The organism is Streptomyces sp. JLBJ103 (assembly GCF_058215575.1).
On sequence record NZ_CM177089.1, the window covers coordinates 6,478,023 to 6,493,812 of the forward strand.

Annotated in this window: 14 protein-coding genes, 1 tRNA gene and 2 pseudogenes; 8 read left to right on the forward strand and 9 right to left on the reverse strand. The window is 68.0% G+C overall.

Features of this window, described 5'->3' with window-relative positions; translation table 11 throughout:
* Positions 1–92 precede the first annotated feature (92 nt).
* A complete protein-coding gene (locus AC4BEG_RS28550) occupies positions 93–1,061 on the forward strand; it encodes an alpha/beta hydrolase (RefSeq protein WP_490702595.1) in 969 nt (322 codons plus the stop codon).
* Between the two features lie 51 nt (positions 1,062–1,112).
* Here the strand turns inward: AC4BEG_RS28550 and AC4BEG_RS28555 are convergent, their stop codons facing one another.
* A complete protein-coding gene (locus AC4BEG_RS28555; protein ID WP_490702596.1) occupies positions 1,113–2,003 on the reverse strand; it encodes a transketolase family protein in 891 nt (296 codons plus the stop codon).
* A 56-nt stretch (positions 2,004–2,059) separates the two neighbouring features.
* Positions 2,060–2,761: a thiamine pyrophosphate-binding protein gene (locus AC4BEG_RS28560; protein WP_490702597.1), complete on the reverse strand. Its 702-nt coding sequence runs from the start codon at positions 2,759–2,761 to the stop codon at positions 2,060–2,062.
* A gap of 117 nt (positions 2,762–2,878) precedes the next feature.
* On the opposite strand from AC4BEG_RS28560, the gene soxR reads away from it, so the two are divergent.
* A complete protein-coding gene (soxR, locus tag AC4BEG_RS28565) occupies positions 2,879–3,352 on the forward strand; it encodes a redox-sensitive transcriptional activator SoxR (protein WP_490702598.1) in 474 nt (157 codons plus the stop codon).
* Between the two features lie 159 nt (positions 3,353–3,511).
* Positions 3,512–3,588: transfer RNA gene (locus tag AC4BEG_RS28570), tRNA-Pro, on the forward strand.
* A 115-nt stretch (positions 3,589–3,703) separates the two neighbouring features.
* Here AC4BEG_RS28570 and AC4BEG_RS28575 read toward each other — a convergent pair.
* Entirely contained in the window at positions 3,704–4,978 is a 1,275-nt protein-coding gene (locus tag AC4BEG_RS28575; protein WP_490702599.1) for a site-specific integrase, read from the reverse strand.
* Positions 4,979–5,365: 387 nt separating this feature from the next.
* Entirely contained in the window at positions 5,366–6,388 is a 1,023-nt protein-coding gene (locus AC4BEG_RS28580) for a helix-turn-helix domain-containing protein (RefSeq protein ID WP_490702600.1), read from the reverse strand.
* Between the two features lie 98 nt (positions 6,389–6,486).
* On the opposite strand from AC4BEG_RS28580, the gene AC4BEG_RS28585 reads away from it, so the two are divergent.
* The 3 genes and pseudogenes from AC4BEG_RS28585 (at position 6,487) to AC4BEG_RS28595 (ending at position 8,182) form a co-directional block, all read left to right on the forward strand.
* Positions 6,487–7,008, forward strand: coding sequence for a glycosyltransferase (locus AC4BEG_RS28585; RefSeq protein ID WP_490702601.1), 522 nt, complete (start codon positions 6,487–6,489; stop codon positions 7,006–7,008).
* Positions 7,005–7,142 (forward strand): annotated as a pseudogene (locus tag AC4BEG_RS28590) (dienelactone hydrolase family protein); the annotation flags it as partial. The gene AC4BEG_RS28585 and the pseudogene AC4BEG_RS28590, both read left to right, overlap by 4 nt.
* An 809-nt stretch (positions 7,143–7,951) precedes the next feature.
* Complete coding sequence (locus AC4BEG_RS28595; protein ID WP_490702602.1) at positions 7,952–8,182, forward strand: hypothetical protein; 231 nt, start codon at positions 7,952–7,954, stop codon at positions 8,180–8,182.
* A gap of 33 nt (positions 8,183–8,215) precedes the next feature.
* On the opposite strand, the pseudogene AC4BEG_RS28600 reads toward AC4BEG_RS28595, so the two are convergent.
* The 5 genes and pseudogenes from AC4BEG_RS28600 to AC4BEG_RS28620 form a co-directional block, all read right to left on the reverse strand.
* A pseudogene (locus AC4BEG_RS28600) lies at positions 8,216–9,248 on the reverse strand (integrase core domain-containing protein).
* A gap of 453 nt (positions 9,249–9,701) precedes the next feature.
* The gene (locus tag AC4BEG_RS28605; protein ID WP_490707236.1) at positions 9,702–10,061 is read right to left on the reverse strand and encodes a hypothetical protein; all 360 of its coding nucleotides are present in this window, start codon (positions 10,059–10,061) and stop codon (positions 9,702–9,704) included.
* Between the two features lie 235 nt (positions 10,062–10,296).
* The gene (locus AC4BEG_RS28610; RefSeq protein WP_490702603.1) at positions 10,297–11,658 is read right to left on the reverse strand and encodes an IS5 family transposase; all 1,362 of its coding nucleotides are present in this window, start codon (positions 11,656–11,658) and stop codon (positions 10,297–10,299) included.
* A gap of 578 nt (positions 11,659–12,236) precedes the next feature.
* Complete coding sequence (locus AC4BEG_RS28615) at positions 12,237–13,256, reverse strand: hypothetical protein (protein WP_490702604.1); 1,020 nt, start codon at positions 13,254–13,256, stop codon at positions 12,237–12,239.
* Positions 13,257–13,265: 9 nt separating this feature from the next.
* A complete protein-coding gene (locus tag AC4BEG_RS28620; RefSeq protein WP_490702605.1) occupies positions 13,266–13,715 on the reverse strand; it encodes a hypothetical protein in 450 nt (149 codons plus the stop codon).
* A gap of 725 nt (positions 13,716–14,440) precedes the next feature.
* Here AC4BEG_RS28620 and AC4BEG_RS28625 point away from each other — a divergent pair.
* Together AC4BEG_RS28625 and AC4BEG_RS28630 are read left to right on the forward strand one after the other, a co-directional pair.
* On the forward strand, positions 14,441–14,563 hold the full coding sequence (locus tag AC4BEG_RS28625; protein WP_490702606.1) for a hypothetical protein: 123 nt from the start codon (positions 14,441–14,443) through the stop codon (positions 14,561–14,563).
* 17 nt (positions 14,564–14,580) lie between these two features.
* Positions 14,581–15,789 (forward strand): GlnX family signal transduction membrane protein, encoded by a 1,209-nt coding sequence (locus AC4BEG_RS28630; RefSeq protein ID WP_490702607.1) that lies wholly within the window; start codon positions 14,581–14,583, stop codon positions 15,787–15,789.
* Position 15,790: the final 1 nt, after the last annotated feature.

Here is a 15,790-nt window from a genome sequence, read left to right on the forward strand (position 1 = left end):
CCAACAGCCTTGGTTTGAGCCTCGGGCAGGGGGAAAGTGGGCTGTGCGTTCCAGTGGGACCCCGGCCCTCAACCCCCAGGAGACGAGACGGTATGCCAGCAGGCGGCACCACCTACCGCACCGACCACCTGCCCGCTCCGGACGGTGTGCGCATCGCGACGTACACCTGGCTGCCGGAGGGCCGCGCGCCGCGCGCGATCGTGCAGATCGCCCACGGCGCCGCCGAACACGCCCAGCGCTACGACCGGTTCGCCCGCTTCCTGAGCGGGCACGGCTACGCCGTGGTGGCCTCGGACCACCGCGGACACGGTGCCACCGCGGCGTTCACGGGCGGCCTTGGAGTCGTCGGGGGTGTCGGGGGCGTCGGAGTCGTCGGTGCGGAGGGCGACAGCTGGCGGGCGATCGTCTCGGACCTGCGCGCGATCGGCGCCCGCGCCCGCGCCGAGCACCCCGGTCTGCCGCTGGTTCTCTTCGGCCACAGCTTGGGCTCGATGCTGGCCCGCGACTTTGCCCAGGAGTACGGCGCGGAGCTGGCCGGGCTGATCCTCTCGGGAACCTTCCGCACCCTCCCGGGCGTCGAGATCGAGGACGCCATGGCGCGGATCGAGGAGGAGATCGCGGCCGGCGGCCGGAGCGCGCCGTCCGCCTTCACCCCCTCCCTCTTCGCCTCGTTCAACGACCCGTACGAGAGCACCACGGGCTTCGAATGGCTCTCACGGGACGCGGCGGAGGTGGCGGCGTACGCCGCGGACGACCGGTGCGGCTTCGCCTTCAGCGCCGGCCTGGCCCTGGACTGGGTACGCGCCGTACGCAAGATCAACGACCCCCGTCAGCAGGCCCGGATCCCGGCCGGACTGCCGGTGCACCTGGTGGTGGGCACCGAGGACCCCTGCAACCAGCGGATGACCCTGGTCCACGAACTGCTCGAGGACTTCCGCTACATCGGTACGCGGGAGCTGAGCTGGAGGGGCTACCAGGGTGCCCGGCACGAGATCCTCAACGAGACCAACCGGGACGAGGTGCAGGCGGACCTGCTGGGCTGGCTGGAGAAACACATCTGAGGCGGCGGAGTACGCGGGTCGGCCGCACCAGGGTCATGTCACCGGACCGCCTCACCGGGCGAGGAAGCCGGAGATACGCCGCCGGAGCGAGCCGGGGTCCAGCCCCTGACCGGCGAGGTGCTCGTCGATGGTGCCGTAGCGGCGCAACTCGCGCCGTCCGATACCGAGCCCCAGCACCCGGTGCGGCAGATCGGCGAGGGCGTCGTTGACGGCGGCGGTCGAGGTTCCCGCGAGATACGGCTCGACAAGCACGACGTCCGTCCCGACGGCGGCGCGCAACGAGTGCTCGTCGAAGGGGCGGACGGTCGTGGCGTACAGCACGGTCACATCCAGCCCCTCGACGGCGGCGAGCACGTTGTCGAGCATCGGCCCGACCGCGATCACCACACCCTCGCGCCCCTCCCGTACGGTCAGGAAACGGCCGGGCGTGATGGCGCGCGGGGCGGTGTTGGTGTGGTCGGACAGCCGGACGTAAACGGCGTCGTCGTCGGCCGCGGCGGCGTGCCGCAGCAGCGTTTCGGCCTCGTCGGGGTGGCCGGGCACATGCATGGTCCAGCCGTCGAGGGTGTCCAGCAGGGCGATGTCCCCGGGCGACATATGGGTGAAGCCGCCCGCGGGCCAGTCGTACGAACCGGACGCGCTCACCAGCACCCCACCGGTGCCCTGGTGCCCGAAGTCCAGCTTGAGCTGTTCGAAGGGGCGCTCGACCAGAAAGCTGGCGAACGTGTGCAGAATCGGCCGCATCCCGGTCAGCGCCAGCCCGCCGCCCACCCCGACCAGCAACTGCTCCCGGATGCCGACGTTGATCACACGGTCGGGATGAGCGCGCTGGGCGTCGGCGAAGCCGGCCACACCGATCTCGGCGAGGACGACCGCCAGCCGGGGGTCGTCGTCGAGGAGACGGGAGACGGTGGAGGCGAAGCGCTCACGCATGGTGTCCATGGTGCGAAGGTCCTTTCGCGAAGAGGAGTGAACGAATACCGCGGATCGCCCAAGGCTCAGATCTTGGGCTCGACCCGAGCCACGACGGCGTGCGGCCGCCCCGGGTGGGGTGCGGTGTACGCCTCGTACAGGGCCTGGTGATCACGCCCGTCCACGGTGGCCGTGGACCACCCCCCGGCCGCGAAGCGGGCGGCGATGCCTCCGGGCCGACCGTGGGTGGCGGAGGCGTTGTCGATGACCAGCGTGTGCAGCCGCTCCAGCCCGACCGCCCCGGCGTACGCGATCGCCTCGTGGTTGCTGCCCTCGTCCAGCTCCGCGTCGCCGATGAGCACCCACACCGCGGGCCCGCCGCGCCCCTGAGCCCGCAGCCCGAGCGCCGTCCCCACGGCCAGCGGCAGCCCGTGTCCGAGCGACCCGCTGCTGATCTCGGCGCCGGGAACCAGCAGCCGGTCGGGATGGTGGCCGAGCGGTGAGTCGTAGGACCCGAAGCCCGGCAGCAGCGACTCGCTGAGGAAGCCCCTGGCGGCGAGCACCGCGTAGTACGCCATCGGCCCGTGCCCCTTGGAGAGCAGAAACCGGTCACGTTCGGGGTCGTCCACACTCTCCGGCGAGACCCGCAGCACCCGGTCGTAGAGCACCCAGAGCGCGTCCAGGGTGGAGGTGGCCGCCGGGCCGTGCTTCTCGTCGCCGGTCATCAGGGCCATGAGCCGGGGAAGGTCGGCGTAGGCGTATGCGCTGTGAACTGCGGTGGAGGTCATGAAAAGAGCGTGCAACTTCAAGTGGACTTGAAGTCAAGCGCTCGGGGCCGGCTCCAGGGGCCCTGAGGAGAACCACCCCGGGGGCCTGGAGCCGAGGCGACCCTAGGATCGACCGCCATGACGTCGACCTCCGACCTCCTCACCATCGGGGAGCTGGCGGCCCGCAGCGGCCTGGCCGCCTCGGCCCTGCGCTACTACGAGGAACTCGGCCTGATCCACTCCCAGCGCACCACCGGCCGCCAGCGCCGTTTCGCCCGCTCCACCCTCCGTCGTGTCGCCTTCATCCGGGCCGCCCAGCAGGTCGGCCTCTCCCTCGACGAAACCCGCGCCGCCCTCGACCGCCTCCCCGCGGACCGCGCCCCCACCGCCACCCAGTGGAACGCGGTCGCCCGCACCTGGTCCCACCGCATCGACCAGCAGATCGCCGACCTGGAGCGCTTGAAGCGCAAGCTCACCGGGTGCATCGGCTGCGGCTGTCTGTCCCTGCGCAGATGCTCCCTCTACAACCCCTCCGACACCGCCTCCACCCACGGCCCCGGCGCCCGCTACCTCCTCGGCGACGAACCGCCACCACCAGGCCACTCAGCGTGACACCCCTGGACGTACCTGTCCCGCGCCACCCCTCCCGCGCCGTCGCCCACCCTGGCGGAGATCCACCGCCCCTCCAGGGATGGCAGCGACCACCCCCTGAAGTGCGGTATTGTTCTCGTGCGCGGTCGGCGAGGGCGAAGGCCCAAGCCGGACAAGCACCGGGACGTGGCGCAGTTTGGTAGCGCACTTGACTGGGGGTCAAGGGGTCGCAGGTTCAAATCCTGTCGTCCCGACCAGCGTTTTCGCAGGTCGGAGGCCGTTTCCGCCGAAAGGCGGGGGCGGCCTTTTCGGTTGGTGGTCGTTTGGTGGTCGTAATTCGGGTCTGGGCACGCTTCTGGCCCTGACTTCGTTTCATGCTGCTTGTGTGTACTGGGCGCTGTGGGGCTGGCTTCGTTGGGCGGGTGGGATGGTGGTCGTTTTGTGGTCGTAGCGCTCTTCTTCACGGTCGAGCTGCTTGGCGATGGCGTCGACGGCTTGACGGGCTGCGGGCTTGGTGAGGTGGCCGTAGATGTTGGCCGTGGTGGAGATTGTGGAGTGGCGCAGGGTCTTCGACACGATGGTCAGCTCGATGCCATGGGTCAGCGCCAGCGTTGCGGCGAGGTGGCGGAGGTCGTGGACGCTGGTGCGTGGAACGCCTGCCTGGCGGGCTAGGTAGTGGAAGTGGTTGAGGACGTACTCCGGGTGCAGTGGGTGTCCGTCTTCGCGGTGGAAGACGAATCCGCCGCCCGGGTCGCTGGCCATGTCGCGCTGAGTTTTGCGGTGGGTGAGGATGGCGTGGATGCGGGGTGACAGGGCGACCCAGTCGCTGCTCTTGCGGGTCTTCGGTGCGGTTAGGGTGAGCTTGTTGTTGTCGATCGCTGAGAGAGTCCAGCGGACATAGACGGTGTGTGCCTCAAGGTGGACGTCGTCCCAGTGCAGGCCGAGGGCTTCACCTTTGCGGAGGCCAGTGCCGATGAGGAACTCGATCAGATCGGCGAAGTCCGGATCGTTGGTGCGGCAGTGGCGCAGGAAGCGGATCGCCTGAGCCGGGGTCCAGATGGTGCGCTCGCCAGCGGCGGGGCGCGGGATCACGGTGGGCCGGACGACGTTCGTGGGGAGTCGGTGCTGGCGGACGGCGTCGCCGATCGCGCTGGAGAGGGTGGCGAGGATGTGCCACACGGTGGGGCGTCCGCGGCCGGCGGCGAGCTGGGCCAGTACGAAGTGGTGGATGTGCTCGTAGGCGAGCTCGTCCAGGCGGATCGGACCGAGGGCCGGAATCAGGTCGTCGTGGACGTAGTCGCGGTAGCGGACCCATGTGGTGGGCTTGAGTCGCAGTCGTTTGGCCGCGAGCCACTGGGTCAGGTAGTCGGCGACGGTCTGGTTCGGGTCGGCATTGACGCCGATCCGGCGTCCGGCACGGTAGCGGTGCAGGGCGCTGCGGGCGTCGTCCTCGGTGGGGAAGCCGCCGCGGCGCACAGTGCGGTTGTGCCCACCGGGCTCGGTGGCAGGAAGGTCTACGGCGAAGGTCCAGGTCCCGTGGGCGGGATCGGAAATCAGCTGAGGGCAGTGAGCGCCGAGCTGGCGGCGCTGCTCGTCGCGGCAGCCGCACCGGCGGTAGACGCGCCCCACGGTCTCGTGGGCGCGCATAGTGATCACCTTCTACGGCTGCATGGAATTGTTGCGCATTTTCATTGTGAATCGCGACTAAGGAGAATGGAAATTCCTTACGACCATAATCCGACCACCACTGTTCTGATTCGTTGCCTGACCAGTGGCGATCCCTTTACTTTCCCGGCAAGTGCGGTGGCGCGACAGTTGGGGGGTGCACGGACGATCAATACAAAATAGTGTGCCAAGCTTCTCCATAGAGGTGGCTGAGTCGGGCCGACTGCAGCTTTGTCGGGTGAGTTCCGGGAGCGGCAGAGGCGCGCCCAGCCGATCAACCACTTATGCGGAAGGCTGGGAGGTCAACCTGGGCTCCGGCGCAGCCGGGGCCTTCTTCGGTCGGTGAGGGGGCGTGGTCACCCTGAGTGGTCACCGGGGTGTAGCGGCGCCAAGTTCCGCTGGCCTCTTCGGCGAGGCGGACGGTGGTGCCGTCGTTGTCGGCCCAGTGTCCGCGGTCAAGGGGAGGCCGGCGACTTGCTGGTGCAGGGTGGCGAGGGAAGCGGCGAGGTGTCCCTGGCCGGTGGCGGTGGATCGGGGCGGGGTTTCGCTGGTGACGGCGAGGGCGTGTCGCCAGTAGTGCAGCGGGAACGAGCCGGGGTGCACTGCGTGGCGGAACCGGGTGCGGAGGTGTGCACGGAACGCCGGGGTGTCGTCGTGGCCGCTGATGCGGGCGTAGGTGCGTACGAAGTGGTCGAGGGCCTCGGCGCGTGGGGCCGGGCAGCCGGAGGCCAGGGCCTCGGCGGCCAGTGCGCAGGCGTCCATGATGCCGGAGTAGAACGACGCGACGTCGCCGACCTGGTGGCTCCGCGGTTGGCGGCGCCGGTCGTTTCCGGTGGTCAGGGCGTGGAGTTCGGCGTAAGCGAGGGCGGTCGTGCTGGTCGGGGTGGATGGCGGTACGGGCACCGCGCCTTCGATGACGGCCCGGGTCAAGCGGTGCGGCAAACTGGTCGGGAGCGCCCAGTGCCAGTAACGGACCAGGCGGTCGTGGGCCTCGTCGAGCTTGCCCACCTCGGCGAGTAGTGCGAGGCGGCGAAGTCGTTCCAGCTGGGGGCAGTCGACCAGGGCCCGCAGTATCCCCTGGCGCCACGTCAGCTCACTCATGTGCGCCCGGACGGTGTCCAGTTCTCGGGTGACGAGGTCGGCCAGGGAGTGTTCCCCCGTCACCACCGTGGCGATCGCGGCGATTGGCGTGTCGAGCGCGCGGAGGCGCTGGATCAGTCGGAGCCGGGGGAGCGCGTCCGCGGCGTACCTGCGGTGGCCGCCTCGGCTGCGTCCGCTCTCGGGCAGCAGCCCGATGTCGGAGTAGTAGCGGATGGTCTTCACCGGCAGCCCCGTGCGCGCGGCCAGCTCGCCGATGCCCACCGTGTTCTCGCCTTGTGTGCCGTGCGTCACAGCTGGTTGAACCTCCATCGCGTGGGAGCCGTTAGCGTCCACGGCTACCGCCGCCTTCTGACGCGCCTGGGGCGGCACCGGCCGAGGAGGATCATCACATGCGGATTCTGATCGTCACCGCCGGTTCGCGCGGGGACGTCGCGCCGTTCACGGGCCTGGGGCAGCGTCTGCTGGGCGCCGGGCACCAGGTCGCCGTGGCCGCGCACCTGCCCTTCACTGGACTCGTCGCCGGGTGCGGCCTCGACCACCGGCCTCTGCCAGGAGACCCGCAGGAGTTGATCCGCGCCCGTGCTCTGGCGACGTCACCGCAGGAGGCGCGGGCGGTGACCTCGGCGTTCTTGGACCGGCTGGCAGATGGGGTGGTGGCGGCCGTGGCGGACGGCACTGACCTGGTGCTCACCGCCTTCGGTCCCGCATCACTCAGCCAGGCGGCCGGGGAGGCGTTCACCGTCCCCGTCATCGGTACCTACCTCGCGCCGGCCTTTGCCACGAGGGAATTCCCTCCTCGGCTGACGACAGGCGGCGCATGCCCTGGTGGTGCAGCCGGAACAGACCACCGTCTGCCAGCGGTCAACACCGGCCTGACCGGGCCCGACAGTCGCTACAGTCCAGCCTCATGAAGACGGTCATAACGCGTGCGGTCGAATACTCGGCCGACGCTCTCACGATGATCGGGCACCTCGCGCTCCCCGCCGGTGCCGACCGCCGGCTCGCAGTCCTGATCGGGCCTGAAGGGATGGGGCTTAGCGAGGTTAGGGATTGGCAGCGGTGCGGCAGGCCTCACCAAGGCGCTGGCCAAGGGTGCGTCGTGGGTAGGAATCGGCGCTAGCCTTGGGTGTTACGCATACTCGAAGGCAAAAAATGCTGCGCCTGCGAGCAACCGAGCGGCCATGATGAGGTCGTACAGAAGATACCAGTCAAAGAGTGCCCTCGGGAAGCTGGAGGCCCTCGGCTATTACTGCCGAAAAGAGGGTGGCGGTGGCGGCACTGATGTCGCCCCGCTCGAAGCGAAGATAGGTTGGCGGACAATCAAAATGAAGGGTGTAAAATACTCATGCACCGCCACTCGCGACTGACCAGTCGCCGCGGTACGGGTTATGGAGAGCGATTCTTGTTCTCCATCGCTCTGATCGCGGTGAGCTTGCTATGGATCACGCAAGACATGGCCTCATGGGTGACGGCACTGTGTGGGGCTGGCGTAGTTGCTGGAGCGCTGGGGGCGCTCTACTTTGGACGGCGCTACATCGGCTCACGCAAGAACTCGTGATGGGGATCCGTGAGGCGTGGCCGCCCGGGTAACGGACCCGCCCAGACCCAGGCGGCCCAGCGACTCCCGCCCTTGTTCAGCTGATCCGACTCGCCAGGACGCTAAGCTCTCGTGCACTGGTGGGTGGGAACCCGCGACATACCGGGAGCGGGAGGCCGCGCAGCCGTCGAGGTATTCCGACTCCCGCGTCGAGGGGGTCGAGGCGGTCGACGGCCAGCAGTGCACGACGGCCAAAAGCTGGGCGGCCGATCGGGATCTCGGGCGCCAGCCTCCTCGACAGCCAGGCACTCCAAGCCGTGGTGCGGGGGATCCCGCCGATCCGTTTCCGCCGCTGCCTGCGCCGCAGACGCCCCGCCGAACTCCACGGCGACAAGGGCTACGACCACGACCATCTGCGCCGATGGCTTCGCGAGCGTGGCATCCGCCAGCGCATCCCCCGCAAGGGCATCGGGGCCTCCGCTCAGCTGGGTCGGCACCGCTGGACGATCGAGCGCACCATGGCTGGCTGGGCGGCTGCCGCCATCTGAACCTGCCCTTGCCGGAAACCGCATCCGTGCAGGTCACGCCACATGTTGGTATTCGTGGAGGATGCCGCCGAGGCGATCGTGTCGGCGTATGTCGAGGCGGGCTACGCGTTGGGATCGTCGATCGGTGGGGGCAAGGGGTGCAGTGGACTGGCGTTCGCGATGCCCTGGTGTGGTCGGTGTCCGTTGTAGGACTGCTCGAACTCGCGCAGGGTGTGGAGGAGATGTCGTTGGTTCCAGATCATTGTCCGGTCCAGGAGCTCGCGGCGACAGGTCTGTATCCACCTTTCCGTGATCGAGTTCATTCGTGGCATCTGGATGCCGCTGAGCACGACGTCGATCCCCGCGTCCCTGAGGACGGCATCGAAGAGGTCGGGGAACTTCCCGTCCCTGTCCCGGATCATGAACCGTGTCCGGCAGTCGAGGTCTTCGAGGTCCATGACGAGGTTCTTCGCCGCTTGCGCTGCCCAGGAGGCGCTCGGATGCGTGGTGGCGCCCAGGACGCGGATCCGGCGACTGCCGTGTTCGATCACCGCGAGCACGTACATCCGCATCCCCGACAGGGTGACTGTTTCCATGAAGTTGCAGGCCAGCAGGGCATCAGCTTGGGAGCGCAGAAGACTGGCCCAGGTACTGGAGTTCCGCTCGGGTGCAGGATCGATGCCTGCCTCCTTCAAGATCTCCCAGACGGTGGACGCGCCCACCTTCACCCCCAGCACGAGCAGCTCGCCGTGCAGACGTCTGTACCCCCAGCTCGGGTTCTCCTTCGCCAGGCGCAGCACCAGGATGCGGATGGAGCGCACGGTGCGTGGTCGTCCCGGGCGTTTGGGTCGGCAGGAGGAGGCATGACGGCGTTTGACGAGGGTGCGGTGCCAACGCAGTACCGTGTCGGGGCGGACAATAGCCGTAATCTTCGCAGGACGTGCAGTGGCAGCCGGTGCAGCAGGGCCGCCAGGAATGCCCGATCGCTGGGCGTGAACCGGACCTTGTCCTTGCCGAGTTGGCGTTCCAGCACGGTGATCTGGTGGCGCAGGGCGAGGATCTCAGCGTCCTTGTCCCGGTCGGTCATCGGCAGCAGGCGAAGCATCGCGAACGCGTTCGACACACCCAGGTAAGCCAGTCGCAGCAGCTTTCCGGCAAGGGCAAGGTCCATCTCCTTGCCACCAGGCGGCGATGCCAGCGCAGGAGCGTGCCGGGGGTAACCAGTCTGTGTTCGCGCAGCTTTCTCGGCAGAAGGCTGACGAGAGCGGTGAGGATCGCGAGGTCCGCCCAGGCCAAGCGTGGCCTCGGAGTGCTGCGGCGCAGCACGGCTACCTCATGGCGGAGCACGAGTAGCTCGACGTCCTTGGATGCGGAGGAACGGCCGAGTAGCACGAACCAGCTGAGTAGCCGAGTGGCGAGCAGGTAGAGCAGGCGCAAGGACACGAACTACGATCCTGCCCGATCAGTGACGCTCCATCTTGCTGGTCAAGGTCCTGGCCGGATTATGGAACCCCACAGGCATACGAGACACGACGGAGCGTCACGACAGATCGGTCCGACCCAGCCAGTTGGGCTTCACCGGAACCCCGTCCGCGTATCGCTCCTCCGCAGGTTTCGGCTCGGCCTCTTGTGTGGCCGTCGGCGCGGCCGGTGCGGCACTGTCCTCCAGCAACTCTGCGAGCGTGAACCGGGTGCTGTAGGACTGCCAGGCACCATCGATGACCAAGAGGAAGCCTTCGCCGTACTGGAAGAGCCGACGGCGTTTCGGACTCCGGGGATGCTCCGGAGCGTAACGTCGGGCACGCCTTCCCAGCTCCGCCAGAGCCTCTTCGCGGGGACCCTCCACGTGTGTCAGCACGTAAGCCTCAGAGTGCTTTCGCTCCCCTGTTCCTACGGTCATTTCGACGATCAGTCCCCATGTCGCCACGCTCCACTCCTCCTTGTGCGGACCACAGAAAGCTTAGCTGTGCTGTCTGGCAGGCGAGATGTCGCGGGACTCCGAGGCCAAGATGTGAGTTCGTGTTTCTGGCCTCCGCGGCCTCCAGCCGCTCGGCCTGCACCTGACGCCCGAGGATCCAAGCAAACTGCCTAACTGCCTGTTGTTCTTTCGAGCGTGATCGGTTGATTTCCGCAGGTCAGGTATGAACTCCGCAGTGGTTCGGCAGGGATTGTGTGTTGCGTCGTCGCCATCGTGGAGGGAGCTGCTGATGCCGTCGGTGATGGGGATGTTGGAAGCGGAGGGACTGGCTGTCCGGCAGCGGGTGGAGGTGCTGCGCGAGCAGGCCAACCGTCTGTTGGCTGAGTTGAGTGAGGCCGAGACGGACTGGCATGAGTTGGTCATCGCTCAGCAGCGGGTGGGCTGGGTCCTGGCCGGACAGCACGATGCCGAGTCTGACCGGCAGGCTGTGCCGGATGCTGCGGCGTCCTCGGCCGACAACGCCAGGGCGGCGTCGGCTGTGGAGTCGGCCAGGCCCGGAACGGTCGTCCCGCGGTGGAGTCAGGGCGCTGACCCCGGTGTTCTGGCGGCTGACTACCAGCGCATCCTGTCGGTGTTGACCGACGCCTGCCGATGCGAGCAGCCGCCGTTGACGTGCCAGCAGATCGCCACCGTGATGGGGATCGAGCTGACCCCGTCCAAGATCGAGGGAGTGGTGCGTTCCCGGGCCCGGCGTCTGGCCGATCGCGGCTGGGCCGTTCAGACCGAGGCGGGCCGGTTCATGCTGCCGACGGGCCAGCCAGCGTGTCATCAGCATGACCATGGACCAGTAGATCATCGCTTCGGACGAGTCGCAGCGGCGTTCGTAGTCCCGGTCCAGTCGGCGGGTGCGGCAGATCCAGGCGTTCGTGCGCTCGATGATCCACCGGCGTGGCAGCACCTGGAACCCGCTCACGTCCTGGTTGCGCTTGATGATCTGCAGCACCAGTCCCAGTACGGCGGTGCACCAGGCGACAGGGAAGCCGGTGTAGCCGGCATCCTCCCAGACCAGCTTGATCCGGTGGTGCCGAGCGGCGACCTTGGCCAGCAGTTCCTGCCCGGCGCTGCGGTCCCCGGCATCGGCGGGGGTGACCAGCACGGTCAGCACCAGGCCCAGAACATCGCAGACCAGATGGCGTTTGCGGCCCACCGTCCGCTTGCCGTCGTCGTAGCCGCTGGTGGCGGAGCCGACGGTGGGGGTGGAACGGACGGTCTGGGAATCGATGATGCCCGCGGTCGGCTCCGGGTCCCGTCCGGCCGCCTCGCGGACGGCTCCGCGCAGCCTGTCGTGCAGTTCGATGATCCAGCCGCGGTCCCTAAAGCGCCTCCAGAAGGCATACACGCGGTCCCAGGGCGGGAAGTCGACCGGCATTGCCCGCCATGTGATGCCGCCGTCGACCAGGTAGAACACCGCGTCCATCATCTGCCGGCGGCAGTAGGACTCCGGGCGGTCACGGCCGCTCTCCAGCCAGGCCGGAACCGGCATCGCCGCACGCACCACCGTCCACTGCTCATCGGTCATATCGCTCGGATACCGGCGGGCCCGCTCCCCATAGTCGGCGGCGTTACCGAACCGGTGAGCCAGACAGTCTCACGAACCGGTGGCGGAAGTGGACTCGCCGGTCCCTGGGGCGTACAACTGCGGCAACAGGGCCTCCTGGTACTCGTCCGGTTTCGCAACCTTTCAGCTACCAAGAGGCCCTGTCCGCATGCCGGTTCGACCCGACGATCACCCGATCTGGGATGGACGTTCGAAGCGCACGCGCCACAGCCGAAAGAACAACAGCCAGTAAGGCTCGGGTGCCGCCTGCCAGGTGGTGTGGGCTGACGGGAACTCATCGCTTCGAGTACCGCACGATGCACGCGGCCGCGAGCGCCGTCCCAAGAATCCCCATGCCCGCCAGGCCCAGAGTCTGCGGAACTGCTGCTCCGTCCGCCACTCCTTTGATGGCGCCGGCGATTCCACCGACCGCTGCGGACACGCCGAGGACAAGCAGGCGGTGGTCCAGGAGGTCCCCGGCCCAGGCCCACGGTGAACGCTTGCGCCGCTTGCGTCCAGGTATGTTGTTCGCGTGCATGATCGGCAACCTGCCTATGCGTCTACATGATGGGCTTTTTGGTGCCCGACGACTGGCTTCCGCCTCCATACTCCACCCGGTTGAGCTCCCCGGGCGCCAACACCTTGGTGTCACCCGGCAGCTTGTTCTGGCCGGGTGGCGTACAGTAGAAGTCCACCCCGGTGGCTACCAGCCCAACGGGCCAGCCGAATATCTTACCGCCGAACTTGCCGATTTTGTTCAGGACGGTTGGCTTGCGATGAATGCCGCTACCGCCGAACTTCTCGAATCGCTTACTCACCTGTCCGGCGACGTATGAAGGGGTACCTCCCTCCAGGTAGTACCAGAACTTGTCGCTGTCGCCGTGCAATCCATAGAAGCCGGCGTTTGCCCACGACCGGTAACTCAGAAATTCGGCGTAAGGCTGGACGGTGCTGCATCCCCAACCGGCCGTCCGTGTGTATTCAGGATCCTCAGCGGGTTCCGGTGTCTGCTCGCCCCGGGCGTCGTCCAGGCTCTCGTACTTCTCGTGGCCGAAGTTGTGCTTGTCGCCGCCATGGCTCTTCTTGAGCGCCCGGGTGACGCCGGCATCTACCTCCTGCATCTCGGCGATCATCGAGTTGATGTAGTCTTCCTGGAACTTCTTCCATTCTTCGTCTTCTTTGCTGTGTGGCTCGACGGTGCACTGGGTCCACTCGCATTTGACCGTACCGTCTGACTTCTCCTGGAGGAAGATCCCCTTGTCCTGGGCCACTTTGACGGCTGACTTGATGTTCGACTTCAGTTCGGTGAAGTCGGTATGCGCCTGGTCAAGTACGACCGAGAGACTCTTCGCCTCGAGGTGCGCGTCCTGGAACTCCTTGGCGGTCTTCCGGACGAACTCCTTGGTGACGTCGGAGTTCATCCCGGCCCAGCGGGCCGCGTCCGACTTCTGGAGCAGACCGCTGTACGCGGCCTTCGCGAGTTTCTCCAGTTGAGTCACCATGGTCTTCCAGTCGGTGACCGCCTTGCCGAGGCTCTCGAGGGAAACCCCCATGATGTTGCTGTAGGTCAGCTTGGTCATGCTCGTCCCCTACGTGAAGTACTTCTCGATCGCGGAGACCGTGACAGCGCGGTTGGCCCGCATCAGATCTGCTGCGATCTCTTCGTCGTCCCGGGCGTGTGTCTTCTTGGAGTAGTCAAGATGATTGGAGATATGGGCACACGCCTGCATGACCGTTTTGAGCTGGGAGTTCCACGTCTCGACTGCGGTGCTGATCGCCCCCGCCGTGGCGAAGTCCTCCTTCTTCAGCTCAGCTATCGCGTTGGCCGTGTTGCCGTTGCCGTCCTTGGCGCCGCGCGTGACGTCACCGGCCTTGTGTAAGCCCTCGTGGAGGATGTACGCCTCGTGGCCGACGGCGCCCAGGTCATCCGCATGCACGATCAGATCCGCTGACCCGCCACCTCTGGGACTGCCCGCAGCCTGGTTGAGCCGTGTGCCGGCGGTGGCCTTGTGCTGCGACCATTCCTTCTCGAATGTCACCTTCCGCTCCCCCGTCCAAGCCGCCGTGTTCCAACGGCGGTTGATCATCTGCGGACTCGCGACGCTAACAACAAGCCCCTTCGAGAACAGAGCCCCATGGGCGGCTCTTACGAGGCTCTAACGCGTACTTGGCACGTTGTTGTCGCCTCTGCCGTTCGCCTGGAGCTGTCGCCGTGAGACCGGGCCGCGCAGCACAGGCCCACTCACCCACGCCTGTAGCGGCGCGTGCCGGGCCCGTCCGGCGCGGCTGATCCCGGTCATGAGGACGTCCAGGCCGCGCCGCGTTGTGTCCAGGACGACGCGGTCGCCCGCACGCGGCATCGCGCCGGGAGGGCAGCACGACGGTTATGGCCTCCCCGCACACGGCGTGCAGCGTGACGGCCGGCCGGTGCGCGAGGCCGTCGTCGCCGCAGATCACGATGGGCTGGGAGCGCTGGCCGGTTCCGTGCGCGGATGGGGCGCAGTGGAGCAGGGCATCCAGAAACCCTGGGCCACCCGGGAACGAGTCGTCAGGTACGTCGCGTGATCGGGAGGCGGGAGATCCGACTGCGACGACAGCGCACCACGGCGCTCGCGTACCGGTGATCAGGCGCCCCGGTCCACGGCGCGGAAGAGGGCCGCGGCCGGGTGGCGACGCGGGCCGGGGGCTCGCCCGGAAGTTGGCCACCGCGCTACGCCTCCCTTTCCGGGCGACGCTCCCGGCCCGGCTGCGTCTGCTGCGCGGCTTGAGCCTGCTGATGGCCGCCGCCCTCGGGCTGCTGCTCGTCGTGACCGGACTGACGCTCTCCGGCACCTGGGACGCCGTCGCCGAGCGGCAGGCCCCCGCACCATCGGCGCCGCGGGCCTGAACCTCGCCCTCAACGACATGGACGCCCAGGTCGCCAACATCCTGCTGTCCAGCGGCCAGGATGGCGGGGGCGGCGAAGGGGTGCTGCGCGTCTCCCACGACAAGGCCGTCCGCCTCTACGGCGACGCCCGGCACACCGTGAGCCGGGAACTGCGGGCGCTGGCCGCCGCGGCCGAGGGCGACCGGAGCATCCAGCGCACCGTCGAAACGCTCACGGATGACTTCGCGCGCTATCAGGAACTCGTCGGCCGCGCCCTGGAGAACGACTCCCGCGCGGGGGCCAAGTCCGCGGCCCGCGCCGACTACCGTGTCGCCACCGATCTCCTCGACCGTGAGCTGCTGCCCGCGTCACGGACGCTGGTGGACGCCAACGATGGCGGCTTCGAAGCGGAATATGACGCGGCGCGCTCCCGGCTGACCGTCCAGCTCCTCGTCACCGTGCTGCTGGGCGCGCTGCCGCTGTTCGTGCTCGGTGGCTTGCAGTGGTACCTGGCCCGCACCTTCCGGCGGGTGTTCAACCCGACCCTGCTGGCGGCGACGCTCTGCGCCCTCCTCGCGACAGTCCTGGGCGGCATGCTGTCCTCCGACTCCTCCGAAGAGTTGCGGGTGGCCCGGCACGACGCGTTCGACTCCGTCGTCGCGCTGTCCCGCGCCCGCGCCGTCGCGTATGACGCCAACGCCGACGAGAGCCGCTTTCTGCTCGACCCGGTGCGCCGCGACCGGTACGAGCGCGCGTTCCTCGACAAGTCGCAGCGGCTGTACGGCATCGAGGGCGCCACCTTGGACACGTACTCCGCCCGGCTGGACGCCACCTGGCAGCGCTACGGCGCCGACCACGGCGATCTGCGCTTCAGCGGCGAGTTCCGCCGCGAACTGGACAACATCACCTTCACCGGGGAGCGGGCGGCGGCCGAGAAGACCGTCGAGGCGTACGCCGTGTACGAGCGAAACGACCGGACGATCCGGCGCCTGGTCGCGCAGGGCAGAGAGCGCGAGGCGGTCGAGTTCTGCATCAGCTGGGACCCGGGGAAGTCCAACGCCCACTTCGGCGCGTGGATGGCCGCCCTCGACGAGGCCACCGACATCAACCGGCATGCCTTCGACGCCTCGGTGCGTGACGGGCGGGACGCGCTGTCCGGGACGCTGCCGTGGGCGGGCGGGGCCCTGCTCGCGGCCGCCCTGCTCACCGTCGTGGGGCTCAGGCCCCGCCTCAACGAGTTCCGCTGAC

Bases quoted from the DNA above. Each gene is read 5' to 3' on its own strand.
- AC4BEG_RS28555 (WP_490702596.1), bottom strand. From the start codon at position 2,003: ATGGACACCATGCGTGAGCGCTTCGCCTCCACCGTCTCCCGTCTCCTC.
- soxR (WP_490702598.1), top strand. From the start codon at position 2,879: ATGACGTCGACCTCCGACCTCCTCACCATCGGGGAGCTGGCGGCCCGC.
- AC4BEG_RS28615 (WP_490702604.1), bottom strand. From the start codon at position 13,256: ATGACCAAGCTGACCTACAGCAACATCATGGGGGTTTCCCTCGAGAGC.
- AC4BEG_RS28630 (WP_490702607.1), top strand. From the start codon at position 14,581: ATGGACGCCCAGGTCGCCAACATCCTGCTGTCCAGCGGCCAGGATGGC.
- AC4BEG_RS28585 (WP_490702601.1), top strand. From the start codon at position 6,487: ATGCGGATTCTGATCGTCACCGCCGGTTCGCGCGGGGACGTCGCGCCG.
- AC4BEG_RS28550 (WP_490702595.1), top strand. From the start codon at position 93: ATGCCAGCAGGCGGCACCACCTACCGCACCGACCACCTGCCCGCTCCG.
- AC4BEG_RS28605 (WP_490707236.1), bottom strand. From the start codon at position 10,061: ATGACCGTAGGAACAGGGGAGCGAAAGCACTCTGAGGCTTACGTGCTG.
- AC4BEG_RS28575 (WP_490702599.1), bottom strand. From the start codon at position 4,978: ATGCGCGCCCACGAGACCGTGGGGCGCGTCTACCGCCGGTGCGGCTGC.
- AC4BEG_RS28610 (WP_490702603.1), bottom strand. From the start codon at position 11,658: ATGACCGATGAGCAGTGGACGGTGGTGCGTGCGGCGATGCCGGTTCCG.
- AC4BEG_RS28560 (WP_490702597.1), bottom strand. From the start codon at position 2,761: ATGACCTCCACCGCAGTTCACAGCGCATACGCCTACGCCGACCTTCCC.